The following is a 24,434-nucleotide window of genomic DNA, read 5'->3' on the forward strand; positions in this document are numbered from 1 at the left end:
CCCCACTCCGCAACCCGCGAACGAGCCCCCGACATGAACGACCATATCCACGACGACCTGCCCGAGATCATAGAGAACGTGACCTACGCCGAGCTGCAGGTGGGCCAGAGCGCGCGCCAGACGCGCACCCTGACGGCCGACGACATCGCCGCCTTCGCCGCCGTCTCGGGCGACGTCAACCCGGCCCACCTCGACACCGACTACGCCGACGCCACCCTGTTCCACGGCGTGATCGCGCACGGCATGTGGGGCGCGGCCCTGATCTCCAAGCTGCTGGGCACCGCCCTGCCCGGCCCCGGCACCATCTACCTGGAGCAGTCGCTGCGCTTCCTGAAGCCGGTGCGCATCGGCGACACGCTGCGCATCACGGCCACCGTGCTGACCAAGGAAGACGCCAACCACCACGTCACCCTCAACTGCGAAGTGAAGAACCAGACCGGCGCGCTGGTGCTGGCCGGCGTGGCCACCGTGATCGCCCCCGTGGAAAAGGTGCGCCGCCCGCGCGCCCAGTTGCCGCTGCTGCGGCTGGTGGACCCGAGCGACCGCTTCGGCATGCTGCTGGCCAGCGTGGCCTCGCTGGAGCCGGTGCGCTGCGCCGTGATCCACCCGTGCGACGCCGAATCGCTCAAGGGCGCGCTGGACGCGGCCCGCCGCAAGCTGATCGTGCCCGTGCTGATCGCTCCGGCCGCCCGCCTGCGCGCGGTGGCCGACGAAGCGCGTGAATCGCTGGACGGCATCGAGATCGTCGATGTGGCGCACAGCCACGCGGCGGCCGAGAAAGCGGCCGCCATGGCCGCCGCCGGAGAAGTGGAGATGCTGATGAAAGGCAGCCTGCACACGGACGAGATGATGCAGGCCGTGCTGGCGCAGCCTTCGCTGCGCACCAAACGCCGCTTCTCGCACGTGTTCCGGCTGGAAGTGCCGATGTACGACAAGGTGCTGCTGATCTCCGACGCCGCCCTCAACATCCAGCCCACGCTGATGGAGAAGGCCGACATCGTGCAGAACGCCATCGACCTGGCGCACGCGCTGGGCACGCCCGAACCGAAGGTCGCCATCCTGTCGGCCGTGGAAACGGTCACGCCCAAGATCGCCTCCACGCTGGACGCGGCGGCCCTGTGCAAGATGGCCGAACGGCGCCAGATCACGGGCGGCGTGCTCGATGGCCCGCTCGCCTTCGACAACGCCATCTCGCCGCAGGCGGCCCGCATCAAGGGCATCGACTCGCCTGTGGCCGGCCACGCCGACATCCTGATCGCGCCCGACCTCGAAGCGGGCAACATGCTGGCCAAGCAGCTCGAATACCTGGCCGGCGCCGCCACCTGCGGCGTGGTGCTGGGCGCCGCGCTGCCGATCGCCCTCACCAGCCGCGCCGACGCGGCCGACGCGCGCGTGGCCTCGGCCGCGCTGGCGCTGCTGCTGGCCCACCGCTACCGCAAGGAACGCCCATGAACAACGGACAGCACGCCATCGTCGCCGTCAATGTCGGCTCCTCCTCGATCAAGTTCGCGCTCTACCCGTGCCACGCCGGCGCCACCGGCGCGGCCCTGCTGACGGGCACCATCGCCGGCCTGGAGCCGGACGGCGAGCCATGCGTGGCGTTCAGCACGGACGACGGCGTCAAGCTGAGCGAAACGTTGGCGCCCGGCCCCGGCGACAGCTTCGAGCGCGCGCTCGACGCCATGCGTGCGCTGCTGGCGCGCTACGCGGCCCCGGCCCGGCTGATGGCCGTGGCGCACCGCATCGTCCACGGCGGCGAGCGCTATGCCCGGTCCGTGGTGCTGGACGATGCCGCGATGGCCTACCTGCGCACGCTCGAACCGCTGGCGCCGCTGCACCAGCCGCACAATCTGGAAGGCGTGGAGTTGTTCATGCGCGCCTTCCCCGAGCTGCCGCAAGTGGGCTGCTTCGACACCTCGTTCCACACCACGATGGACCCGCTGGAGCAGCGCTTCGCCCTGCCGCAAGCCATGCACGGCGAAGGCATCCGCCGCTACGGCTTCCACGGCCTGTCGTACCGCTACCTGGCTGCGCGGCTGGCCGAACGCAGCGGCCGCAGCGGCCGCAAGGTGCTGATGGCCCACCTGGGCAACGGCGCCAGCGTGTGCGCCATGCGCAGCGGCGTGAGCGTGGCCACCAGCATGGGCTTCTCCGCGCTGGACGGGCTGATGATGGGCAGCCGCTGCGGCGCCCTGGACCCCGGCGTGCTGCTGCACCTGATGCGCCAGGGCTGGGATGCGGACCGCATCGAAAAACTGCTATACCGTCAATCGGGCCTGTTGGGCGTATCGGGCCTGTCGGCCGACATGCGCACGCTGCGCGCCAGCGACCGGCCCGAGGCCCGCATCGCCATCGACCTGTTCACGCACCGGCTGGTGCGCGAATGCGGCGCGTTGAGCGCCTGCCTGGGCGGGCTCGATCTGCTGGCCTTCACGGGCGGCATCGGCGAGCACGACGCCGCGCTGCGCATGGCCGCGTGCGACCAGTTGCTGTACCTGGGCGTGCGCATCGACACCGCGCGCAACCAGGCGGCCGACGGCAGCCAGATCATGGCCATCCACGCCGACGACAGCAGCGTGGAAATCTGGGTCGTGCCCACCGACGAAGGCCGCGTGGCGGCCGGCGACGCGGCGGCGTTGTTGGCGCAATAAGAAGTCCATGCACGGCGGGCGGATGCGGGCGCGCGAGCGCCGCTCCCCCCTACGGCAACAGCCGGCAAGCCGTCAGACAGCGCGACGAACTTTTTTGTTCCGGCAAGGACTCAACCGTGCCCTATTGGCGTCGTTTGCGCGCCACCGCGCCCAGCAGGCCCAGTCCCGCGAGCAGCATCGCATAGGTGCCCGGTTCGGGTACTGCGGCGACCTGTACGGTCAGCAGCAACGGCCCGCTGAAGCCAATCGAAGCGGAGGTATCCAAAGTCCGGTAATTGTCCCAATCCTGGCCCGGGATATGGTAGTAGACATACCCCGATTCGGCAAACGTGCTGTAGTACGCTTTGAGGCCGAGGCTGAAATTACCCACCAGTTTTTCCGTCATCTTCACCGCCGCCGATTCGGTGCCGTTCACGTTACTCTTTGTCAAAGACGCCTCTACCGGGGCGCCGCCGTTCGGGGTCGCGGTCAAGCCCAACAGGGTCGTGTTGTTCACATGGCCCGCGGAGCACAGGTAATCGATAGGGTCCGATGCGCACCCGTCAGGCAACGGCGCATAACCCATCGTGCCGACTAGCGTGGCGCTCAGGGTCAACGACTCGATCCGATATCCATTTCGGACCGTGCCAGCAACAAGCGCGTCCGTGTAATTTGCATTCGGCGGCGACCCCGATGTGGTGGAAATGGGGAACATCTCATCCCATAGGCCCGTGAGCAGAATCTGGGTAGTGCCATGATCTTGCGAAACGATTACCGGCTGCAGCCACGCATCGTAACCAAGGCTAAAGCCGGGGATGTCGAGCGATTCTGCCTGGGCCATGGAGGCCGCACACAGTCCTGCACCGATCATCAGAACTTTGATTTGTTTTTTCATGATATTTGAGGGATAAGAATGTTGGAAAGTCGGCCAACGATCGGTGCGTTGATCGCAAACAAAGCATAACATGCAATATTGCAATAAATATCATCAAATAATCACTGCGACAAGAAGATGAACTGGCCGGCATATGCCGCAGCCGGCCACCTATCCCGGGCTTTTAGCGCGGACGCTGCGCCAGTTCGAGGATGACCCGTTCCAGCGGCGTCGCACCTGTCCGCACGGCCGCGTCGCCATCGCTGTCGATATTGATATGCGCGTTATTGAGGCCGCGCGTCATTTCCGTGAATCCGGCCAGCGCCGCTGCCGAGAAATGGGCATCGGCCAGCGCCTTGGGCCACGCCACTTCCGGCACGACTGCCACGCTGACCGGTGTTCCGCGCATGGCGGCAATGATCGCCGCGACATCGTCCGGGGCATAGTCCTGCGGTCCCGAGAGCGTGACTGCGCGCGTGCCGGCCGTTTCTTCCTGCAACATGGCGGCCGCCGTGCGCCCCACATCCACCGTTGCCACCATCGGCATCGGGCGCTGCGGCGGCGCCAGGAACGTTGGCAGGACGCCGTCGCGCATAGCCAGTCCGACCATCGGCGTCCAGTTCTCCATGAAATAGGCCGCGCGCAGGAAGACGGTGGGCACACCGGCCGCGACCAGACGCTGCTCGAACCTGCGGTTCATGCCTATCCACCCCGTTCCGCTGGCGCGGTCGGCGCCCACCGAGGACAGGGCCACCAGCTTGGGCACCTCCGCCGCGACCGCGGCGCGCGCCGTGGTCTCGGCAATCAGGTCAGCCCGCTCGAACAAATCTTCACGGTCGTAGTGCTGCGGGCAGATGACGTAGGCGCCCCGGGCATGCCGGAGCGCCCCGATCATCGCGGCCAGCTCGGTCAGGTCGGCCACCGCGATCTGCGCGCCGCGTTCGGCCCACGCGCGGCCCGAGGCCGGGTCGCGCACGACAACGCGCACCGGCTGCCCGGCGCGCAACAGCGCATCGGCCGCCGCAGCCCCGGTACGGCCGGTCGCACCGAACACCACGTAAGGACGTTGAGAAGTAGCAGTCATACAAAAATCTCCTGTTAAGTTGAAACAGAAGCGTGCATGATTGCCTTATATGCATCAATGCCATGAAAGACATAATCAAAATGCAGCAAGTGGATTTAGCGGCCGTTGACCTCAACCTGTTAAAACTATTCGCCGCGCTCGTCCGGGAGCGCAGTGTCACCCAGGCGGGCCTGCGCCTGGGTTTGAGCCAGCCGGCCGCCAGCCGCGCACTGGGACGACTGCGCGCGATGCTGGGCGACCGTCTGGTCGTGCGCGGCAAACTCGGGCTGGAACTGACGCCACGTGGGGAGATGTTGGCCGGGCCGGTGGTCAGCTTGCTGGAAGACGCCCGCAGCATCGTCTCGCCCGCCGTCTTCGATCCCGCCACCGCGACGGGGCGCATCGCCATCGCCGCGCACGATCATTTGAGCGTGGTGGTCCTTGCCGGCTTGATGGCCCGCCTGGAGCGCCATGCGCCCGCGCTAAGTCTCCATATCGCGCAACCAGTTGGCGACAACGTGCGGCTCATCGAGCAAGGCGGCGCGGATCTGGCACTGGGCATTTTCCAGGCGCTGCCCGGCAGCCTCCATCAACGCGGCCTCTACACGGACAGCATGGTGTGCGCGGTGCGATTCGATCACCCCGGCGTGGCGGGAGGTCTGAGCCTGGAGCGCTATGTGACCTTGCGCCACGTGGCCGTGACGATTTCCGGCGTGGGTGAAAGCGCGGTCGACACCGCCCTGTCAGCATTAGGGCTGACCCGCCACGTCGCGCTGCGCGTTCCCCACTTTCTGGCCGGTGCGATGCTGGTGGCCGACAGCGACATGATCCTCACGCTGCCCAGCCGGTTGGCGCGCCGGCTTGCGGAAAGGCTCCCGCTCAAGCTGCTGGACTTGCCGCTGCAAGTCGCGCCCTTGTCACCAGCCATGATCTGGCACGAGCGCTTCCATCGCGACCCGGCGCATGTCTGGGTCAGGCAGCAACTGGTCGACGTCGTCGCGTCGTTCAATGCGGTTGGCTAGATTCCGCTGAGGTCGCAACTCCCCTATCTCACATTTCCTTCGTTTTTCCTGCCGAAAACTGTGGGCATGGGGAGTGGGGTAAGGCCATGCGGCTCCCTCCGGCAACGTGTCTCGTTCGCCTGTCTCGTTTTGTCTCGTTTTGTCTGGTTTGGACTCGGCCCGAATTTCCCTGTCTAAATAGACAGAACGAGACAAGACCAGACAACTCTAACAGGGGAAACGAGTACGAATGCCGGAGGGAGGAATACGACCGTACCACCCGGGCGTGCGCGTGCACGGTGGGGAACACTGGCATTACGGCTCACAGAGGAAACTCGGCGATGAACTTAACGACCCGACGGCTCGAGCCATCCGTCATGGCTCTACCTACCCCGACATGCAAGCCGACCTCATCGATTTTGATGTCCGCCGTCAAAAACAGCAACTCACTGCGCTGGCTTCTTGGCAGCAGCTTTTTCAGTGGCCCCGCCTCGACAAAGTATTCCAGTCCGAGCGCGTGACGTTGGTCGACATGCCAGGCCAAGCCGGCCGCAGGCTCAAACCGTACCTCACGGTCATCGCCGGTCAGGGGAATGTCGAGGCCCGGATTGAGCGCCAGATTCAGTGGCCCGTTGCGCCAACCGAATATGCCCACCAGTTGCGCGTGCCAGGCCTTGTCCTCGTCGATAGGCGCCGCATAGCCGGCTTCCGCGCGCACGCCCCAGTAAGCGCCAGCGTCGGCGTCGTGCGGCGCGATGTATTGCGCTTCGGCGAACAGCCCCGTCACTTGCCACGCGCCAGCCCGGCGGGCAAGCGGCAACTGAACGCCGAGTTCGATGTCATCACGCCAGCCATAGGCATATTCGCCCATCGTATTGACCGTCGTGCCTTGCGGGATATTCCGCTTGGGCGCTCGGGCGAAGGTTGTCTGCCATTCGAGCGCATGTTCGCCCAACTCGGCAATATCGTCCGTATAGACTTTGATTTCCTCCGGCGCGGCGCGCGCGGATGTGGCGCCGGCCAGCACAGCACCAAGCAACGCGAGCACGCCACCCATGCGAAACACTCGTCGGACCATGCGAACTTCTTTCGTAATGGAAATTGGAATCGGCGGTAACAGCGCCGCAAGCACTCTAACCAAGAGTTGCCTGCAATGCAAATCTCAGCAACAACAAATGCTGGGCAGCATGTGTCGCGCTACGATGGCCGGCGGCGGCCGTTCTATGCCGTAACGGTCCAATGACCAGCACAGTCATGCTAAGCGATTGATAAACTGTATAGGTACTGTACTGGTCTTGTGCTCTAGTATGGCAGCTCATCAACGGGAGCTTACATGGACGCACTGATCACTTTCGCACCGCTGGCGACCTTCGCCTTCGTTTCCTCGATCACGCCGGGGCCGAACAACATCATGCTCACCTCGTCGGGCATCTGGTTCGGCTTCCGTCGCTCCATTCCACACATGCTGGGGGTCACGGTGGGCTTCGGCGTGCTGCTGGGGATATGCGCGGCGGGCATCGGCGCGCTGGTGATGGCGGCGCCGTCGGCGCAGACGGGGCTGCGTGTCGCGGGTTCAGTCTATCTGCTCCACCTCGCGTGGCAGATGCGCAATATGCGCTTCGACCGCAAGGCGGAGCAGACGCAACAGCCGCTCAGCTTCATGGGCGCGGCGGCGTTCCAGTTCCTGAATCCGAAAGCCTGGGTGATGGCGATCACGGGCGGCTCGGCCTTCCTGCCGCATATCGTGCCGACCTGGCTGGCGGTGGCGGTGTACTGCCTGGTGTTCTGCGTCGTCAACCTGCCTTGCATCTCGGTCTGGGCCGGCGCGGGCGCGCTGCTGCGACACTGCCTCGCCCGGCCGGCATGGCGCATCACCTTCTGCGCCGTGATGATGTTGCTGACCGCTTATTCCGCCATCGCGATCTGGCTGTAGCCCGCACGCGTTCAGCGGCGCCCCAACCCCGGCATCATGCGCGCCAACACGCCATCCTTGAGCAGGTACTGGTGCGCCAAGCCGGCCACCGCATGCAGACCGGCCAGGATCAGCAACAGATTGGCGGCGAACTCATGGTATTCCTCGAACGCGGAGCGCAGGGCCTTGTTGCCGGGATCGTAGGCCGGCACCTTGAACAGGTTGAACAGCGTGTCGCCGCGCACCCAGACGTTGGCCACGCCCAGCACGACGGCCGCCAGCAGGCACGCGTACAGAACGATGTGACCGACTTTGGCCAGCATTTGCATCGCATCGCTGCCCACGCCCGGCAACTTTTTGCCTTGCGTGACGCGCCACCGGATGCGCACCAGCACCACCAGGCCGAGCAGCACTCCCAGGCTGATGTGCACGCTGCGTGCGAACACCCGCGCCGTGCCGCGCGGGAACCAGTCGATTGTTTCGCCCAGGCACCACAACGCGATGACGAGACCCGCTGTCAGCCAGTGCAGGCGTATCGTCTGGGCATCGTATTGCTGGACGGTGGCATGAACAGTTTTCATCGCAAACCTCTTTTCCTTGAAATCAGATAAGAGTCGCAACGCGCCGGGCGCGATGGACATCCCAAGGCGGACGCGCCAACACCGCGTCCACAGTGAGCATGATGTCACATTTTCCCTGTTGGCAACAGGCCGCCGGATCACGCAAGCGCGATCCGCCGCCCGCGCCCATCCACCTCAAGCCGCCCGGATCACGCCCGTCCCGCGCGCGGCGGCGCCGCCGAGACCAGGGTGAAACTGGCCACCAGTTCCTCCAGCTTGTGCGCCTGCTGGCGCATGCTGGCCGCCGACTCGGCCGCCTGCTCGACCAGCGCCGCGTCCTGGCGCGTCACGCTGTCCATCTCGGCGATGGCGCCGCGCACCTGTTCGATGCCTTCGCTCTGCTCGCCGCTGGCGCGCTTGATCTCGCCCATGATGCCGGTGGCCTGGTCCACCGCCGCCACGATCTCGCCCATGGTCTTGCCGGCCTGGTCGACCAGCGCGGCGCCCGCCTCCACCTGCGCCACCGCGTCGCCGATCAGGGTGGCGATCTCCTGCGCCGCGCCGGCCGAGCGCTGCGCCAGGCTGCGCACTTCCGATGCCACCACCGCGAAGCCGCGGCCCTGCTCGCCGGCCCGGGCCGCCTCCACGGCCGCGTTCAAGGCCAGAATGTTGGTCTGGAACGCGATGCTGTCGATCACGCCGATGATGTCGGCGATGCGGCGCGAGCTGTCGCGGATCGAGCCCATGGTCTGCACCACCTGCCCCACCGCCTGCCCGCCACGGGCCGCGATGCCCGAACTTTCCTCCGCCAGCCGGGCCGCGTGCTGGGCCTCGGCCGCGTTGTGCTGCACGGCGCTGGTGAGCTGGGCGATGGAGGCGGCCGTCTGCTGCAGCGAACTGGCCTGCGCCACCGTGCGCTGCGACAGGTCGGCGTTGCCGGACGCCATCGCGTGCGCGCCGCGGTTCACGATCCCCGTCACCTCCTTGATCTGTCCGACCAGCAGCTTGAGGTTGACCTGCAGCACCCGCAGCGATTGCCGCACCTGGCTCACCTCGGCCGCGCCGTGCGCGTCGAGCCGGCCGCTCAGGTCGCCCGTGCTCATGCGCTCCAGGTCGCGCCGCATGCCCGCCAGCGGTTCCACGGCGCGCCGGTAGGTGAGCCAGCCGCCCACCATGGTCAGGGTGGCGCCGGCCGCCGCGCTGGCGTCGGCCACGGCCGGGCTGCCGGTCGCCGTCAGCGCGAACAGCGCCACCAGCAGCAGGCCGGCGCCCAGCATGCCGTGCCGGATCGACAGTCCGGCCACCCGGTCGCGCACGCCATGGCGGGCGCGCTGGACCACGGCGCCTTCGCGCACGGCCAGTTTGCCGTCGCTGGCCGCCAGCGCCCGGTAGGCCGCGTCGGCCGCCGCCACGGCCGCGCGCTCGGGCCGGATGCGGATCGACGTGTAGCCCACCACCTGGCCCCGCTCGAACAGCGGCGCCGCGCTCACGTCCACCCAGTAGAAGTCGCCGTTCTTGCAGCGGTTCTTCACCAGCCCGCTCCACGCCTTGCCGCTTTTGAGCGTGCGCCAGAAATCCTCGAACGCGGCGGCCGGCATGTCCGGGTGGCGCACGATGTTTTGCGGCGCTCCCATCAATTCCTGTTCGGAATAACCGCTGATGTTGATGAAGTCCTGGTTGACATAGGTGATATTGCCCCGCAGATCGGTCTTGGAGACGACCGTCTCATGGGGTTGCAAGATGTATTCGATGTCGGTCACGTAGGGGCGGTTGCGCATCTCGTTCAGTTCCAGGAGGTGAAAGGGGTAGCGGCGGAAGGCCGGGGGCGGTTGAAAGGCGCCAGTCTAATGAGGCCGTAGACAAAAAAATATGATCCTTATCAAAGATTCACAATCCATCTTTAAAAGTTGTAATTAAAAAAATTAAGAAAAGCGCGCACCGCGCCCCGCTTTCCCTATGGTGCGGACTATGCTTGCCGTACAATGACAGCCCCTCCGCACAGTCTGTCGGTGCAGGGCAATTCGACACTGAAAACCACCGCATGAACGATCTGACCCCACAGCCCCTCGCACAACTGCATCCCGACATCCTGTACGGTCCCCGTCGGGACGAGCTGCTACGCGAGGAGATCCTGGCCGACCTGCTCGAAGCGAGCGCGGCCCGCGCGCCGGCCCACACGGCCATGGTGTGCGGTGGCCGCCGCCTCAGCTACGGCGAGCTCGACGCCCAGGCCGAGCTGGTGGCGGCGCGGCTGATCGCGGCCGGCGTGGGGCCGGGCCGGATCGTGGGCTTGTGGCTGGCGCGCGGCGTCGAGCTGCTCGTCATGCAAGCGGGCATCGCCAAGGCCGGCGCGGCCTGGCTGCCGGTGGACGAGGACACGCCCGTCGAGCGCCTGCAGGTGTGCCTGGACGACGCCCAGGCGGCCGGCGTGCTGACCAGCGCCGCGTTCGCGCCGCGCCTGGCCCAGCTGGGCCGCCCGGTGTGGACGGCCGAGGCCATGCTGGCCGCGCCGGCGCCCGGCGAAACGCTGACCCGGCGCGGCGCCGTCTCGCCCGACGCGCCGGCCTACGTGATCTACACCTCGGGTTCGACCGGCAAGCCGAAGGGCATCCTGATCAGCCAGCGCAGCATCTGCCACTTCCTGCGCAGCGAGAACGCGGTGCTCGGCGTGCGCGCCGACGACACCGTCTACCAGGGCTTCTCGGTGGCGTTCGACATGTCGTTCGAGGAGATCTGGATCGCCTACCTGGTGGGCGCCACGCTGTTCCTCGGCCCGCGCGAAGTGAGCGCCGACCCGGACGCCCTGCCCCAACTGCTGGCCGACAACGGCGTGACCGTGCTGCACGCCGTGCCCACCCTGCTGGCCCTGTTCAACCAGGAAGTGCCGACGCTGCGCATCATCAACCTGGGCGGCGAGATGTGCCCGGAATCGCTGGTCGCGCGCTGGTCGCGCGCCGGGCGCCAGATGTTCAACACCTACGGCCCCACCGAGGCGACCGTGTCGGCCAGCCTGGCGTCGCTGGCGCCGAACCGCCCCGTCACCATCGGCACCCCGCTGCCCAACTACGGCCTGCTGGTGGTGGACGCGGAGGCGGCGCAGGCCGGCGCCCCCTTGCGCCTGCTGCCGCGCGGCGAGACGGGTGAGTTGTGCATCATCGGCCCCGGCCTGGCCGAGGGCTACCTGGGCCGGCCCGACCTGACGGCCGAAAAATTCCTGGCCAACCCGTGGCGCGCCGGCGAGCACGACGCGCGCCTGTACCGCACCGGCGACCTGGCCCGCATAGCCGACGACGGCGAGGTGCTGTGCCTGGGCCGGGCCGACGACCAGGTCAAGATCCGCGGCTTCCGCGTCGAACTGGGCGAGATCGAAGCGCTGCTGGCCCAGCAGCCGGGCGTGGGCACGGCCGCCGTCCTGCTGCGCAAGGACGACGGCATCGACCAGTTGGTGGCCTACCTGGTGCCCGAGGCCGGCGCCGCGCTGGAGGCGCGCGCGCTGCGCCAGGCGCTGGCCGCCGTGCTGCCGCCCTACATGGTGCCGGGCCGCTACGAACTGCTGGCGGCCATGCCGCGCCTGACCTCGGGCAAGATCGACCGCAAGGCGCTCAAGGCCACGCCCCTGAGCGCGCCGGCCGCCGGCGAGGCGGCCGACTCCGACCTGCCCGAAACGCCGGCCGAGGCGGCCCTGTTCACGGCGCTGGCCACGCTGTTCCCCGGCCAGCCGATACTGCGCCAGGCCGATTTCTTCACCGACCTTGGCGGCCACTCGTTCTTCGCCGCGCGCCTGGCCTCGGCCCTGCGCGCCGACCCGCGCTTCGCCCACGTGACCGTGCGCGACATCTACCAGCAGCGCCAGGTGGGCAGGATCGCCGCCGTGCTGGCCGACGCGCCGGCCGCCGTGGCGGCCCAGGCGCCGTGGACGCCGCCGTCCGCGCTCAAGCGCTGGACCTGCGGCCTGGCCCAGGCGGCCGCCATGCCGGGCCTGGTGGCGTTGCGCATGGCGCAGTGGCTGGCGCCGTTCTTCACCTACCACTTCTTCACCGGCGACCCGGGCGACTCGGTGGCGCGCGCCATCGCCGCCTCGGTCGGCGTGTTCCTGCTGGCCACGGTGATGGAATTCGCCATCGCCATCGGCGGCAAGTGGCTGATCGCGGGCCGCCTCAAGGCCGGCGACTATCCGCTGTGGGGCCTGACCTACTACCGCTGGTGGCTGGCCGACCGGCTGGTGGAGGCGGCGCCGGCCTACCTGCTGAGCGGCTCCTCGCTCAACGCGTGGTGGCTGCGCGCGCTCGGCGCGCGCATCGGCAGGGACGTCATCGTCGGCTCGTTCACGCTGCGCGCGGCCGACCTGCTGACCATCGGCGACGGCGTCAGCATCGGCAACGCCGTCAACCTGGAGAACGCGCGGGTGGAGCGGGGCCGGCTGCGGCTGGGCCGCATCCGCCTCGACGACGACGCCTGCGTCGGCTCGTTCGCGGTCCTGGAGGGCAACACCCACGTCGGCGTGGCCGGCCACCTGGAGGGCCAGTCGGCGCTGGGCGACGGCATGGCCGTGCCGGCCGGGCGCGTGTGGAGCGGCTCGCCCGCGCGCGACGCCGGTCCGCACGACGCCAACCGCCTGCCGCCGCGCCCCGCGGTCAGCGACGCGCGCCGGCTCGGCGAGGGCGTCTTCTTCGTGTTCGGCATCCTGCTCATCGTCACGCTGTTCTTCATGCCCGTGTTCCCCAGCTTCGTGCTGATCGACTGGTTCGACGAGGCCGGCTGGCTGCGCTGGGTGCAGGGCGACGACGTGCGCATCCATCTGCTGCGCTACTTCCTGCTGGCCTTCCCCGCCAGCACCGTGCTGATCGTGCTGACGGCGCTGCTGTCGGCCGGCATCCGCTGGAGCGTGCTGCCGCGCCTCACGCCGGGCCGCTTCGCCGTCCACGGCAACACCTACTGCGCCAAGTGGCTGGTCAGCCAGATCCAGGAATCGAGCCTGAACGTGCTGCACGGGATCTACGCCACCATCTACGCGCCGTTCTGGTACCGCCTGCTGGGCGCCAAGGTCGGGCGCGACGCCGAGATCTCCACCGCGCTGGGCGTGGTGCCCGACATGCTCACGCTGGGCGACGAGACCTTCATCGCCGACGCCGTGATGCTGGGCGACGAGGAGATCGACGGCGGCTGGATGACCATGCAGCCGACCGTCATCTCGCACCGCAGCTTCGTCGGCAACGGCGCCTACATCCCGGACGGCACCGTGCTGCCCGAGCACGTGCTGATCGGCGTGCACTCGCGCGCGCCGGACAACGACCAGATGCGGAGCGGCGACACCTGGCTCGGCTCCCCGCCCATCAACCTGCCCGCGCGCGAGACCACCAGCGGCTATCCCGAATGGCTGACCTTCCACCCGTCGCCGCTGCGCCGGCTGGGGCGCGGCCTGATCGAGGCGTTCCGCATCGTCGCCCCGCACGCGCTGGTGATCGCCGTCGGCTACACGCTGGTGCTGTCGGTGATGCCGGTGGCCGGCGCCGGCCGCTGGGCCGAAGTGACGTGGGACCTGACCCTGGCCGGCCTGGCCTACGGCATCGGCAACTACTTCTTCGTGGTCGGCTTCAAGTGGCTGCTGCTGGGCCGCTACCGCAAACAGTCGGAACCGATGTGGACCCCGTTCGTGTGGCTGTCCGAGGGCGTGACCAATATGTACGAGGGCATCGCCGTGCCCAACTTCATGCGCTACCTGCGCGGCACGCCGTGGCTGCCGCTGGCGTTCAACCTGCTGGGCAGCCGCATCGGCCGCGGCGTCTACCTCGACACCACCGACATCACGGAATTCGACTGCGTCCACATCGGCGACTACAGCGAGCTCAATGCGCTGTGCTGCCCGCAGACCCACCTGTTCGAGGACCGGGTGATGAAGATCGACCATGTCGACATCGGCGCCCGCGTCTACCTGGGTCCGCGCAGCGCCGTGCTGTACAGCGCCAAGGTGGCCGACGATGCCCACCTCGGCCCGCTCACGCTGGTGATGAAGGGTGAGCACATCCCTGCCGGCAGCCGCTGGGTCGGCTGCCCGGCCGCGCCGACGCGCGGCTGACGGGCGGCGGACGGACGGAGGGGAAGCATGACCAACGGCGCCGCGCCGCCCGTGCAGCCGTGGCCCGGCCCCACGCCGGTGCTGCATGACGGGCGCTGCGTGATCGCGTTGGCGACGGCCGGCCGCACGCGCCCGCAGGCGCGCCAGCTGGCGCGGCAGGCGATCCGCGAGGTGCTGGCCGCGCTGCTGTCGATCGACCCGGACGAAATCGGCCTGCCCGCCACACCGGGCCAGCCGCAGCGCATCACGCTCGATGCCGCGCCGGCCGGCGGCCCGCTGGCCACGCCCTGCTGCTCGATCAGCCACGAGACGGGATGGACGCACGTGGCCATCAGCCTCGCCGGGCCGGTCGGCATCGACGTGATGGCGCCGCTGGAGATCGACGATTGGGCCGCGCTGGCGCGCGACTATCTGGGGCCGGACGTGGCGCGCGATCTGGCCGCGCGCGCCCCGGCCGCCCGCGCGCGCGCGCTGGCGCAGGCGTGGACGGCGCGCGAGGCGGGCCTCAAATGCATGGGCTTGGGACTGGAGGAATGGGGGCGGCCACCCGCGCTGGCCTGCCGCGTGGCGCCGCTGGCGCTGCCGTCCGGCCTGGTGGGCACGCTGGCGTGGCCTGGGAGCACGTAGGGCCGGAGAAGAAAAGTCGGCTGCGCCGGCGCCCTACCGCGCCGACGCATCTGGTGCCAACCGTTACAAGGTTAGCACCTCCGCCCCCGATCACAACATAAAGTAGTTGAATCGCAACACAAATTTGTCCTGGATAAATCGATCCCCCACCAACACGCGGCCGGACGGTGAAATCCGCGACACCACCGGGCGTTTTCCGCGCGGGCCGGGCTGGCCGGGCCAGAAAGCCATTGAGCCGGGGGCTGGCTTCGGGTACAGTATGCGCGCACCACCACAGGCATCGCACCCGCTGCAACCGCCGCGCGCGCCAACCTCACACATCATGACGACTATCGCAGTTATCGGCGGCGGCATCACCGGCGTCACCACGGCCTACGCGCTGGCCAAGCGCGGCTACCAGGTCACCGTGTTCGAACGCCACCGCTACGCGGCCATGGAAACCTCGTACGCCAACGGCGGCCAGTTGTCGGCCTGCCACGCCGAGGTATGGAACCACTGGGGCACCATCGCCAAGGCCCTGAAATGGATGCGGCGCGGCGACGCGCCCTTGCTGCTCAACCCACGGCCCAGCTGGCACAAGCTGTCGTGGTTCGCCCAGTTCCTCGCCGCCATGCCGCGCTACGAGCGCAACACCATCGCCCTGGCGCAGCTGGCCATCGCCGCGCGCCGCCACCTGTTCGCCTGGGCCGAGGAGGAAGGCATCGCGTTCGACCACCGGCGCGAAGGCATCCTGCATGTCTACCGCGACCGGGCCGGCTTCGAGCACGCGGCCGGCGTCTCGCGATTGCTGGCGCGCGGCGGGCTGGAACGGCGCGCCGTCACGCCGGACGAGATGCGCGCCATCGAACCGGCGCTGGCCGGCAGCTACTACGGCGGCTACTTCACCGAGAGCGACAGCACGGGCGATATCCACCTGTTCACCACCGGCCTGGCGCGGGCGGCGGCGCGGCTGGGCGTGGAGTTCCGCTACGAGCAGGATGTGCGCGCCGTGGCGACCGATGGCGCCACCGCCCTCGTCACCGTGCATCAGGACGGCGAAGGCCGCACCAGCGATTACGACGGCATGGTGATCTGCGCCGGCACCGCCAGCCGCGCGCTGGCGGCCATGGTGGGCGACCATGTCAACGTCTATCCGGTCAAGGGCTATTCGATCACGGTGCGGCTGGACGACGCGGCCAGCCAGGCCGCCGCGCCCACCGTCAGCCTGCTCGACGACGCCACCAAGCTGGTGTCGTCGCGGCTGGGCGAACAGCGGCTGCGGGTGGCGGGAACGGCCGAATTCAACGGCGACAACCGCGACATCCGCGCCGACCGCATCCGCCCGCTGGTGGACTGGGTGCGGCAATGCTTCCCCGGCGTGAGCACGCGCGACGTGACGCCGTGGGCCGGCCTGCGGCCCATGCTGCCGGACCTGATGCCGCGCGTGGGCAGGGGCAAGGCGCCGTGCGTGTTCTACAACACGGGCCACGGCCACCTGGGCTGGACGCTGTCGGCCGCCACGGCCGACATGGTGGCCGAGGAGATCGTCCGGACGCTGGGCGCGCCCCGCCTCGACACCCAACAGTTCGGAACGTAAGCCATTTGAATTGGGGCAGGTCCCGGCTGGCGTCCGGGTTTGCCCTGGTTGACCCGAACGTCAGGCCGCCGCCACGCCGCAGCGCCGCACCAGTTGCTCGAACTCCTCCAGCGGCAAGGGCCGGCCGTACAGATATCCCTGGTAATGCCGGCAGCCGGCCGCCTCCAGCCGCTGGCGTTGCAGCTCCGTCTCCACCCCTTCGGCGATCACGTCCAGATGCAGGCTGGCCGCCATGCCCGTGATGGTGCTGACGATGGCCTGGTCGCTGCCATCGGTGGCCAGGTCGCGCACGAAGGACTGGTCGATCTTGAGCTGGTCCAGCGGCAGCCGCTTCAGGTACTGCAGCGACGAATAGCCGGTGCCGAAATCGTCGAGCGAGAACTTGATGCCCAGCGCCTTGAGCTCCTTCATGGTGGCGATGGTTTCCTCGATGTTGTCGACCAGGATGCTCTCGGTCAGCTCCAGCTTGAGCAGACCGGGCGGCAGGTGATAGCGCGCCAGCGCGTTCCGCACATGCTCGACGAACTGGTGCTGGCGGAACTGGCGCGCGCTCACGTTGATGGCCAACGCCAGATCGCGCGTGCCCGCGTCGCGCTGCCACGCGTGCAGTTGCGCGCACGCCGTTTCGAGCACCCAGTCGCCGATCGGCAGGATCAGCCCCGTCTCCTCGGCCAGCGGAATGAACTGGGCCGGCGACACGAAGCTGCCGTCGACCCGCTCCCACCGGATCAACGCCTCGGCGCCCAGCGCCCGGCCCTGCTGGTCGACCTGCACCTGGTAGTACAGCCGGAACTGGTCGTCCTCCAGCGCCTGGCACATCTGCTCCTCCAGGTGGGCGCGGGCCGTGATGTTGTCCTGCATCTGCTGGTCGAAGAAACGCATCGCGTTGCGGCCCGCCTTCTTGGCCTGGTACATGGCGATGTCGGCCTGCACCAGCACCTCGTCGGGCTGCTGGCGGGGATCGGCGAACAGGGTGATGCCGATGCTGGGCGTGCTGCGGCAGTTGTGGTGGGCCAGCTGGTAAGGCTGGTTCAGGCTGGTCAGGATCTTGTGCGCCACCATCTCGGCCTTGGTGGCCGCGCCCATGGGGTCGATGTCCAGCCCTTCGATCAGCACCACGAACTCGTCGCCGCCCAGCCGCGCCACCGTGTCGCACTCGCGCAGGCAGTCCTGCAGCCGCTCGGCCACCTGCTGCAGCAGCAGGTCGCCCACGTTGTGGCCCAGCGTGTCGTTGAGGGTCTTGAAGTTATCGAGGTCGATGAACATCAGCGCGTTGATGCTGTGGCTGCGCGACAGCACGTGCAACGCTTGCTTGAGGCGTTCGAGCAGCAGGCGGCGGTTGGGCAGGCGCGTGAGCGGATCGTAGAACGCCAGGTTCTTGATCTCGTCGGTGGCGGCCTTGCTGAGCGAGATGTCGCTCAGCGAGGCCACGTAGTGCGTGGCCAGCTGGTCGGCGTTGCGCACGGCCGTCACGGTCAGCCGTTCCGGATACACCTCGCCGTTCTTGCGGCGGTTCCAGATCTCGCCATCCCAGCGCCCGCGCACGCGCAGGCAGTGCCACATGGTCTTGTAAAAATCGGGGCCGTGGCGGCCCGAGCTGAGCACGGCCGGGGTCTTGCCCGCCACCTCGTCCGAGCCATAGCCGGTGATGGCGGTGAAGGCCTTGTTGACGCGCAGGATCACGCCGTTGGCGTCCGTCACCAGCATGCCCTCCGTGGTCTCGAACGCGACGGCGGCCACACGCAGCGCTTCCTCGGTGCGGTGGCTGGCCGTGACGTCGGTGAGCGTGATGACGGCGCCGGGCCAGCCATGACGCACCGGCACGGCGCGCAAGCGCCACCAGCTGTCCTGGCGCGGATGCGCGCTGCGGTATTCGACGCTGTAGCTTGGGCGCCGTCCCGCCAGCACATCGAGCACGCCGTCATGGGCGGCCTGCGCCTGGCCGGCGCCGTGCCCGCCGTCGCCCAGGCCCGCGCGGCACAGGCCGGGAAAGTCGCTGCCCACGGCGGCCTGGATGGCCGCGCCGCAGCCGGCCGCCGGCGCGGCGCCAAGGCGCCAGGCGGCGTTGACGGCCACCACCATGCCGTTGCCGTCGAGCACGGCCATGCGCTCGTCGAGGGCATCGAACACGGCCCAACAGAAATCGGGCCGCCCGGCCGGCGCGTCGGTCGCGCCGCCGCCGGGCAAGGCGCCGGCCGACTGCTGCCAGTCGCAATGATGGGAACGCGGGCTGAAATCAGGGTCGCATGGGGTATCGGCCTGGGCATGACGGCGCTGCAGGGCGCCGTGGCCGGGCGAGGCATCTGCCATCGTGGACAAATCCGATGGCAGCAAAGGTGTGGTCATGTTAACGGCTACGAGGGTAAACTGGGGATGCCGAACAGTGTATGGACTCTAAACAAAAATAAACTTGATCCATATCAAAGCGGCCCAAATATTGCCGTATGCAAATGTTAATGTGGAGAAAAAATTACGCCATGCGGCGACTCTTGTAAAATCCACCGCCGCCCCTATCTGGTGCCCATCTCTCACGGAGGCTTTAACCATGACTGCACTGAAACTCGTCCGCACCACCCTGATCGCTTCGGCGCTGGCGCTGAGCGCGCCCGTGTTCGCGGCCGATCCCACCATGCACGAGGTCTATCTGGCCGCCGAAGCGGGTAAATTCACGGAAGCGCAAGCGATGATGGACCAGGTGCTGCGCGACCACCCCAACAGCGGCAAGGCCCACTTCGTGGAAGCGGAACTGCTGGCCAAACAAGGCAAGATGAGCCAGGCCCAGGCTGAACTGAGCAAGGCCGAGCAACTGGCGCCCGGCCTGCCGTTCGCCAAACCGGGCACGGTGGAGAAGCTGCGCCTGGTGCTGTCCACCCCCACGCCGGCCCAGCGTGCGGCCGCCGCCCCCATCACGCATCCGAACTATGGCCAGCAGCAGTCGGCACCGCGCCCCGCCAATAGCGGCCTGCCCTGGGGCATGCTGCTGATCCTCGGCGCCGGTCTGGTCGGCTTCATCGTGCTGGCCAGCCGCTTCATGGCGCGCCGCCAGGCGGCGCAAGGCCCGGCCGGCATGGCGCCGTACGCGCCGGGCGCGCCCCAAGGCTACAACCCCGGCTACAACCCCGGCTATGGCCAGCCGCAGGGCTGGGGCCAGCAAGGCATGGGCCAGCAGCAAGGTCCGGGCATGGGCTCGCGCATCATGGGCGGCCTGGCCACGGGCGCGGCGGTGGGTGCCGGCGTGGTGGCCGGCGAAGCGCTGATGCGCCACTTCACGGACGGTGACAACGCCAACCGCGAACGCGGCCACAGCGACACCCGCAACGACATCATCTACGACGACCCCACCCAGCGCAACAACCTGGCCGGCGACGACATGGGCGGCACCGACTTCGGCGTGAGCGACAGCGGCTCGTGGGATGACAACAGCGGCGGCGGCGGCGACGACTGGTGATCCCCGTTCCGGCGGCGCCGTCCGCGCGCCGCCAGCCCCACCCCGCGCCACCGATCCGCGCGCCACGCAACACTCCCCCCTTCTTTTCAACGGCCCGGCACAGGAAATCACCTGCCGGGCCGGCATTTTTGCGATACTTGCCGGTGCAGCACTGTTGTCCGATCCCATAACGATCACGGAGACCAGCATGGCACCCATCCCCAAGTCCCCCACGGCGGCCACGGCACGGCGGCGCGCCTTCCTTAAACAGGCCGGCACCCTGGGCGCAGCCGCCCTGGGCGGCAACGCCCTGACGGCGTGGGCCGCCGCGCCGGGCACGGTGACGCTGCCGTTCGAAAACGGCGAGCGCGAACTGGTGGCCTATCCGCAAAAGCGGCCGCTGATCCTGCTTTCGGCCCGCCCGCCCCAGCTCGAAACCCCGTTCGCCCTGTTCAACGAGAGCGACATCACGCCCAACGACGCGTTCTTCGTGCGCTATCACTGGAGCGGCATCCCCACCTCGATTGAACCGCAGGACTACCGGCTGAACGTGGGCGGCAATGTCCAGCATCCGCTGTCGCTGTCGCTGACCGAGTTGCGCCAGCTGGGCGACGCGGTGGAAGTGGTGGCCGTCAACCAGTGCTCGGGCAACAGCCGCGGCCTGTTCACGCCGCGCGTGAATGGCGGCCAGCTGGCCAACGGCGCCATGGGCAACGCGCGCTGGACCGGCATCGCGCTCCGGACGGTGCTGGAGAAGGCCGGCGTGAAGGCCGGTTCGGTGCAGGTCAGCTTCAACGGACTCGATACCCCGCCCACCGGCGACGGCCCCGACTTCATCAAGGCGCTCAGCGTGGACCAGGCCATGGACGGCGAAGTGATGCTGGCCTGGCAGATGAACGGCGCCGACCTGCCGTTGCTGAACGGCTATCCGTTGCGGCTGGTGGTGCCGGGCCATTACGGCACCTACTGGGTCAAGCACCTGTCCGACATCACGGTGCTGGACCGGCCGTTCGACGGCTTCTGGATGAACCCCGCCTACCGCATCCCCGACAACGCCTGCGCCTGCACGGCGCCCGGCGTGGCGCCCGCGAAAACGGTGCCGATCAGCCGCTTCAACGTGCGCTCGTTCATCACCAGCGTGACCGATGGCGCGCCCATCCAGCGCGGCCGCGCGCTCGAGGTGCGCGGCATCGCGTTCGACGGCGGCTACGGCATCGCGGAAGTGGCGTTTTCGGCCGACGGCGGGCGCAACTGGCAGGCCGCGCGGCTGGGGCCGGACCTGGGACGCTACTCGTTCCGGCGCTGGAGCATCGCCTTCACCCCGCCGCGCAAGGGCAGCTACGAACTGAAGGTACGCGCCGTCAACCGCATCGGCCAGAGCCAGCCCATGACGGCGCTGTGGAACGCGCCCGGCTACATGCGCAATGTGGTTGAAACCGTGCGCGTCGTCGCCGTTTAAGGAGAACGCCATGCGTATCGAAGCCCTGATCGCCATCCTGGGCGCGGCCGTGCTGGCCGGGCCGGCCGCGCGCGCCGCGCAGATCGACCTGCCCCCGGAAACGGCCGTGTTCAAGCCCAGCACCCTGCCCGGCTACGCGCTGGCCCAGCGCAACTGCATGCTGTGCCACTCGGTCCATTACATCCAGACCCAGCCCCCGCAAATGACGCGCGCCTACTGGGAAGCGACCGTCAAGAAAATGAAGAAGCCGTTCGGCGCGCCGTTCCCGGAGGCCGACATCCCGGCCATGGTCGACTATCTGGTCAAGACCTACGGCGCCGAGCGCAGCGGCGCGGTGCCGGCCACCGCCGCGAAATAAGCGCCGCAAAAAGGGGACCAACAAGGGCATGCCCCCCTTTTTGCCGGAGTCCGTCCCGCTGCGCGTTTCTAAGAGTCCGGCCACCTCCCCTTTTGGGGGAGGCGGCGCTCATCATTTTTGGTCGGCGCGCCGCATCATCGCGCGAAGTCAGGCAAAATATCGAAAATTCCAACATTAACGCGACTACTACGCCAGCAAAGGACGGACATGAACACCGACATCCCATCGCTGTCGGCATGGCTGCACATGGGCTGGTTCCACCTGCTGTTCCCCATCATGGTGGCCGGCCTGCTGTACCTGGCCTATTTGTGGCGCATCCGGCAAATCACCGAGCGCGTCCAGGCCCAGCTCAAGGCGCGCCAGCTTGAGCGCGAACGCATCGCCCGCGCCCTGCACGACACCTTGCTGCAAGGCGTGCAAAGCCTCACGCTGCGCTTCCAGACCGCCATCGACCAGCTGCCGCCGGAGGCGGCCGCCGCGCGCGCGACCATGGAGCAGATCCTCGACAGTGCCGACCAGGTGGTGGCGGCCGGCCGCGACCAGGTGATGGACTTGCGCGGGAGCCTGGAGATCGGCAGCGACCTGACGCAGTCGCTCAACGCCGCCGGTTGCGCCATGGGTGGCGAATATGGCGTGCGCTTCCTGTTCACCGTGGAGGGCCCGCAGCGGCGCATGCAGCCGTTGTTGACCGACGAGGTGAACTGCATCGCCCGCGAGGCGCTCTCGAATGCCTTCCGCCACGCCCGTGCGCGCACGGTCACGCTGACCATCGTCTACGGCTGCGACGATTTTCGCCTGCGCGTGCACGATGATGGCCAGGGCATCGACGAGCAGACCGTGGCCAGCGGCCGGCGCCATGGCCACTGGGGCCTGACCGGCATGCGCGAGCGCGCGCACGGCCTGGGCGGCAAGCTGGAGATATGGAGCCGCCCCGGCCAGGGCACCGAAGTGGCGCTGACCGTGCCCGCGCCGCTGGCCTACGCGGACGCCGACCAGCACCCGCTGCGCCGCTGGCTGGACCGCACTATACTGAAGCTGTTGGGCCGCCATTGAGGCGCCTGCACCGAACCGGAACGCCGCATTGAACGCAAACCACGCCATGCGGGACAGCCCCGCCCCCCGCCCCATCAGCGTGCTGGTGGTGGACGATCATCCGTTGATGCGGACCGGCCTGATCGAGGCCATCGCCAGCCAGCCGGACATGCGGGTGGCCGGCGAGGCCGGCAACGGCCGGGAGGCGGTGCAGCAGTTCCGCGCCTGCCCGCCGGACGTGACGGTGATGGACATCGCCATGCCCGAGCAATGCGGCGTCTCGGCCCTGCTGGAGATCCGTCGCGAGTTCCCGCAGGCGCGCATCATCATGCTGACCACCTTCAAGGGCGACGCCCAGATCCTGCGCGCCGTGCAGGGCGGCGCGGCCGGCTTCCTGCTCAAGAGCACCCTGCGCAAGGAACTGCTCGACACCATCCGCGCCGTCCACGCCGGCGCCCGCCGCATTCCACCCGAGGTGGCGATGGAACTGGCGCAGCACATGGGCCAGGGGCCGCTCAGCCCGCGCGAGACGGAGGTGCTGCGCTACGCCGCCACCGGCCATTCCAACAAGCGCATCGCGGCGCAGATGGCCATTTCCGAGGAGACCGTCAAGGCGCACATGAAGAACGTGCTGGCCAAGTTGATGGCCAACGACCGCACCCACGCGGTCACCATCGCGCTCAAGCGCGGCATCATCAGTATCTGAGCGCCAGCGCCAGCAGGATCGCGCAGGGCGCGAGCAGACCGCCGAAGCCGGCCAGCACGAAGGCCCAGGCGCCGCAGACGGCGCCCGCGGCGAAGGCCAGCGCGGGCCACAACAGGGCGGCGGCGCGCGCCCGCGCGGCCGTGTCGCCGCGCGCCGCGTCCACCAGTTCGATCACCAGTTGCGTCACATTGCCCGTCATGACGGTGGTGGCGGCCTCGCGCCCCAGCAACAGCTTCCCATAAGCGTTCTGCACCGCCATCGCCGCCGCGCACGCCATGCCGGTGGCCAGCGTCAGCGGCGCGTCGGGCCGCTCGACGGGACTGGCCAGCCAGCCCAGCCCCGCCCCGGCCAGCAGCAAAGCCAGTTGCAGCAGCAGGCAGCGATGCAGGGCCCGGGCCGGCCCGCCGTCGCCCTGCCAGCGCAGCACCAGCATGCGCGTCAGCGCGACGAAGCCGATGAACACCGGGAACACCAGCAGCTTGATGGCGATGTCGGGCGCCGGCCGCACCAGGCCCCGGCCGATTAGCACGAAATTACCCGTCACGTGGGCCGTGAACAGGCCGAACAGGCCGATGAAGCCGAGCGTGTCGACATAGCCGGCCAGGTAGCCCAGCGCCACGCCGCGCAGGCCGTCGCGGCCCGCCGCCGGCGTGGCCTCCGTCGCGGCGCCGTCCATCAACCGCCACCCGCACGCTTGCGCGGCTGCAGATCGTGCCAGGCCACCAGCAGGAAGGCGCCGGCCAGCCCCAGGTGCTCGAAGAAGCTGTTGGCGGCCATGAAGCGCTCCATGCCCGCCAGTTCCCAGAAGCGGTTCGCCACCAGCGTGGCCATGACCGTGAACAGGGCCAGGAAGGTGGCGCCCAGCCAGCGGTAAAAGCCGCTCAGCACCAGCGCCGAGGCGCCCAGTTCACCGGCGATCACCAGCGCCGCCAGCGGCGCGGCCGGCGCCAGCCCGAAGTGCTGCATCTCACCGATGGCGCCGTGGAAGTCGGTCAGCTTGTTCAAGCCTCCCTGCAGGTAGGCGCCGCACAGCAGCAACAGGCAAAGCCAGCGCAGTGGCGGCGCGCCGGCCAGCGCGCGCCAGCCCTGTACGGGCACCGTGGTGGTGGTTGTGGTTTGCATGGTGATGTCCC

At 68.5% G+C, this 24,434-nt stretch carries 20 protein-coding genes; 12 read left to right on the forward strand and 8 right to left on the reverse strand.

What is annotated here, in order from left to right; all coding sequences use genetic code 11:
- Positions 1–33 precede the first annotated feature (33 nt).
- Together AC1RQG_RS10380 and AC1RQG_RS10385 are read left to right on the forward strand one after the other, a co-directional pair.
- Positions 34–1,452 carry a bifunctional enoyl-CoA hydratase/phosphate acetyltransferase gene (locus AC1RQG_RS10380; protein ID WP_493130940.1) on the forward strand — a complete coding sequence of 473 codons (1,419 nt, stop codon included), beginning with the start codon at positions 34–36 and terminating at the stop codon, positions 1,450–1,452.
- On the forward strand, positions 1,449–2,651 hold the full coding sequence (locus tag AC1RQG_RS10385) for an acetate/propionate family kinase (RefSeq protein WP_493130942.1): 1,203 nt from the start codon (positions 1,449–1,451) through the stop codon (positions 2,649–2,651). Before AC1RQG_RS10380 ends, AC1RQG_RS10385 begins: the two co-directional genes overlap by 4 nt.
- A 121-nt stretch (positions 2,652–2,772) precedes the next feature.
- Here the strand turns inward: AC1RQG_RS10385 and AC1RQG_RS10390 are convergent, their stop codons facing one another.
- Positions 2,773–3,525: a PEP-CTERM sorting domain-containing protein gene (locus AC1RQG_RS10390; RefSeq protein ID WP_493130944.1), complete on the reverse strand. Its 753-nt coding sequence runs from the start codon at positions 3,523–3,525 to the stop codon at positions 2,773–2,775.
- A 163-nt stretch (positions 3,526–3,688) separates the two neighbouring features.
- Complete coding sequence (locus tag AC1RQG_RS10395; RefSeq protein WP_493130946.1) at positions 3,689–4,588, reverse strand: NmrA family NAD(P)-binding protein; 900 nt, start codon at positions 4,586–4,588, stop codon at positions 3,689–3,691.
- Positions 4,589–4,650: 62 nt separating this feature from the next.
- On the opposite strand from AC1RQG_RS10395, the gene AC1RQG_RS10400 reads away from it, so the two are divergent.
- Entirely contained in the window at positions 4,651–5,589 is a 939-nt protein-coding gene (locus AC1RQG_RS10400; protein ID WP_493130948.1) for a LysR family transcriptional regulator, read from the forward strand.
- Positions 5,590–5,890: 301 nt separating this feature from the next.
- Here AC1RQG_RS10400 and AC1RQG_RS10405 read toward each other — a convergent pair whose 3' ends face one another.
- Positions 5,891–6,625: a hypothetical protein gene (locus AC1RQG_RS10405; protein WP_493130950.1), complete on the reverse strand. Its 735-nt coding sequence runs from the start codon at positions 6,623–6,625 to the stop codon at positions 5,891–5,893.
- 276 nt (positions 6,626–6,901) lie between these two features.
- Between AC1RQG_RS10405 and AC1RQG_RS10410 the strand changes: the two genes are divergently transcribed.
- Positions 6,902–7,501, forward strand: coding sequence for a LysE family translocator (locus AC1RQG_RS10410; protein ID WP_493130952.1), 600 nt, complete (start codon positions 6,902–6,904; stop codon positions 7,499–7,501).
- Between the two features lie 11 nt (positions 7,502–7,512).
- Here AC1RQG_RS10410 and AC1RQG_RS10415 read toward each other — a convergent pair whose 3' ends face one another.
- Positions 7,513–8,061 carry a cytochrome b gene (locus AC1RQG_RS10415; protein WP_493130954.1) on the reverse strand — a complete coding sequence of 183 codons (549 nt, stop codon included), beginning with the start codon at positions 8,059–8,061 and terminating at the stop codon, positions 7,513–7,515.
- A 188-nt stretch (positions 8,062–8,249) separates the two neighbouring features.
- Positions 8,250–9,818 (reverse strand): methyl-accepting chemotaxis protein, encoded by a 1,569-nt coding sequence (locus AC1RQG_RS10420; protein ID WP_493130956.1) that lies wholly within the window; start codon positions 9,816–9,818, stop codon positions 8,250–8,252.
- Between the two features lie 263 nt (positions 9,819–10,081).
- On the opposite strand from AC1RQG_RS10420, the gene AC1RQG_RS10425 reads away from it, so the two are divergent.
- The 3 genes from AC1RQG_RS10425 (at position 10,082) to AC1RQG_RS10435 (ending at position 16,319) form a co-directional block, all read left to right on the forward strand.
- Entirely contained in the window at positions 10,082–14,116 is a 4,035-nt protein-coding gene (locus AC1RQG_RS10425; RefSeq protein ID WP_493130958.1) for a Pls/PosA family non-ribosomal peptide synthetase, read from the forward strand.
- Positions 14,117–14,143: 27 nt separating this feature from the next.
- Positions 14,144–14,743, forward strand: a complete 600-nt coding sequence (locus AC1RQG_RS10430; RefSeq protein ID WP_493130959.1) for a 4'-phosphopantetheinyl transferase family protein — start codon at positions 14,144–14,146, stop codon at positions 14,741–14,743.
- Positions 14,744–14,867: 124 nt separating this feature from the next.
- Positions 14,868–16,319, forward strand: a complete 1,452-nt coding sequence (locus tag AC1RQG_RS10435) for a D-amino acid dehydrogenase (protein WP_493130961.1) — start codon at positions 14,868–14,870, stop codon at positions 16,317–16,319.
- A gap of 60 nt (positions 16,320–16,379) precedes the next feature.
- On the opposite strand, the gene AC1RQG_RS10440 is transcribed toward AC1RQG_RS10435, so the two are convergent.
- Positions 16,380–18,629, reverse strand: coding sequence for a putative bifunctional diguanylate cyclase/phosphodiesterase (locus AC1RQG_RS10440; protein WP_493130963.1), 2,250 nt, complete (start codon positions 18,627–18,629; stop codon positions 16,380–16,382).
- Between the two features lie 235 nt (positions 18,630–18,864).
- Between AC1RQG_RS10440 and AC1RQG_RS10445 the strand changes: the two genes are divergently transcribed.
- From AC1RQG_RS10445 to AC1RQG_RS10465, 5 genes are all read left to right on the forward strand, one after another.
- On the forward strand, positions 18,865–19,767 hold the full coding sequence (locus AC1RQG_RS10445) for a tetratricopeptide repeat protein (protein ID WP_493130965.1): 903 nt from the start codon (positions 18,865–18,867) through the stop codon (positions 19,765–19,767).
- 187 nt (positions 19,768–19,954) lie between these two features.
- Positions 19,955–21,205, forward strand: a complete 1,251-nt coding sequence (sorA, locus tag AC1RQG_RS10450; protein ID WP_493130967.1) for a SorA family sulfite dehydrogenase catalytic subunit — start codon at positions 19,955–19,957, stop codon at positions 21,203–21,205.
- A 10-nt stretch (positions 21,206–21,215) separates the two neighbouring features.
- A complete protein-coding gene (sorB, locus tag AC1RQG_RS10455; protein ID WP_493130969.1) occupies positions 21,216–21,563 on the forward strand; it encodes a SorB family sulfite dehydrogenase c-type cytochrome subunit in 348 nt (115 codons plus the stop codon).
- 207 nt (positions 21,564–21,770) lie between these two features.
- On the forward strand, positions 21,771–22,616 hold the full coding sequence (locus AC1RQG_RS10460) for a sensor histidine kinase (RefSeq protein ID WP_493130971.1): 846 nt from the start codon (positions 21,771–21,773) through the stop codon (positions 22,614–22,616).
- A 28-nt stretch (positions 22,617–22,644) separates the two neighbouring features.
- Positions 22,645–23,301 (forward strand): response regulator transcription factor, encoded by a 657-nt coding sequence (locus AC1RQG_RS10465; RefSeq protein ID WP_493130973.1) that lies wholly within the window; start codon positions 22,645–22,647, stop codon positions 23,299–23,301.
- Here the strand turns inward: AC1RQG_RS10465 and AC1RQG_RS10470 are convergent.
- Together AC1RQG_RS10470 and AC1RQG_RS10475 are read right to left on the reverse strand one after the other, a co-directional pair.
- Positions 23,291–23,977 carry a YoaK family protein gene (locus AC1RQG_RS10470; protein WP_493130975.1) on the reverse strand — a complete coding sequence of 229 codons (687 nt, stop codon included), beginning with the start codon at positions 23,975–23,977 and terminating at the stop codon, positions 23,291–23,293. The two genes, AC1RQG_RS10465 and AC1RQG_RS10470, sit on opposite strands and share 11 nt — an antisense overlap.
- Positions 23,977–24,423 (reverse strand): DoxX family protein, encoded by a 447-nt coding sequence (locus tag AC1RQG_RS10475; RefSeq protein WP_493130977.1) that lies wholly within the window; start codon positions 24,421–24,423, stop codon positions 23,977–23,979. Before AC1RQG_RS10475 ends, AC1RQG_RS10470 begins: the two co-directional genes overlap by 1 nt.
- Between the last annotated feature and the right edge of the window lie 11 nt (positions 24,424–24,434).

This window comes from Rugamonas sp. GW822-FHT03B10, assembly GCF_058801745.1.

Excerpts from the sequence above, each read along its gene's own strand:
- AC1RQG_RS10380 (WP_493130940.1), top strand. The coding sequence starts at position 34 with ATGAACGACCATATCCACGACGACCTGCCCGAGATCATAGAGAACGTG.
- AC1RQG_RS10385 (WP_493130942.1), top strand. The coding sequence starts at position 1,449 with ATGAACAACGGACAGCACGCCATCGTCGCCGTCAATGTCGGCTCCTCC.
- AC1RQG_RS10390 (WP_493130944.1), bottom strand. The coding sequence starts at position 3,525 with ATGAAAAAACAAATCAAAGTTCTGATGATCGGTGCAGGACTGTGTGCG.
- AC1RQG_RS10395 (WP_493130946.1), bottom strand. The coding sequence starts at position 4,588 with ATGACTGCTACTTCTCAACGTCCTTACGTGGTGTTCGGTGCGACCGGC.
- AC1RQG_RS10400 (WP_493130948.1), top strand. The coding sequence starts at position 4,651 with ATGAAAGACATAATCAAAATGCAGCAAGTGGATTTAGCGGCCGTTGAC.
- AC1RQG_RS10405 (WP_493130950.1), bottom strand. The coding sequence starts at position 6,625 with ATGGGTGGCGTGCTCGCGTTGCTTGGTGCTGTGCTGGCCGGCGCCACA.
- AC1RQG_RS10410 (WP_493130952.1), top strand. The coding sequence starts at position 6,902 with ATGGACGCACTGATCACTTTCGCACCGCTGGCGACCTTCGCCTTCGTT.
- AC1RQG_RS10415 (WP_493130954.1), bottom strand. The coding sequence starts at position 8,061 with ATGAAAACTGTTCATGCCACCGTCCAGCAATACGATGCCCAGACGATA.
- AC1RQG_RS10420 (WP_493130956.1), bottom strand. The coding sequence starts at position 9,818 with ATGCGCAACCGCCCCTACGTGACCGACATCGAATACATCTTGCAACCC.
- AC1RQG_RS10425 (WP_493130958.1), top strand. The coding sequence starts at position 10,082 with ATGAACGATCTGACCCCACAGCCCCTCGCACAACTGCATCCCGACATC.
- AC1RQG_RS10430 (WP_493130959.1), top strand. The coding sequence starts at position 14,144 with ATGACCAACGGCGCCGCGCCGCCCGTGCAGCCGTGGCCCGGCCCCACG.
- AC1RQG_RS10440 (WP_493130963.1), bottom strand. The coding sequence starts at position 18,629 with ATGGCAGATGCCTCGCCCGGCCACGGCGCCCTGCAGCGCCGTCATGCC.
- AC1RQG_RS10445 (WP_493130965.1), top strand. The coding sequence starts at position 18,865 with ATGACTGCACTGAAACTCGTCCGCACCACCCTGATCGCTTCGGCGCTG.
- sorA (WP_493130967.1), top strand. The coding sequence starts at position 19,955 with ATGGCACCCATCCCCAAGTCCCCCACGGCGGCCACGGCACGGCGGCGC.
- sorB (WP_493130969.1), top strand. The coding sequence starts at position 21,216 with ATGCGTATCGAAGCCCTGATCGCCATCCTGGGCGCGGCCGTGCTGGCC.
- AC1RQG_RS10460 (WP_493130971.1), top strand. The coding sequence starts at position 21,771 with ATGAACACCGACATCCCATCGCTGTCGGCATGGCTGCACATGGGCTGG.
- AC1RQG_RS10470 (WP_493130975.1), bottom strand. The coding sequence starts at position 23,977 with ATGGACGGCGCCGCGACGGAGGCCACGCCGGCGGCGGGCCGCGACGGC.
- AC1RQG_RS10475 (WP_493130977.1), bottom strand. The coding sequence starts at position 24,423 with ATGCAAACCACAACCACCACCACGGTGCCCGTACAGGGCTGGCGCGCG.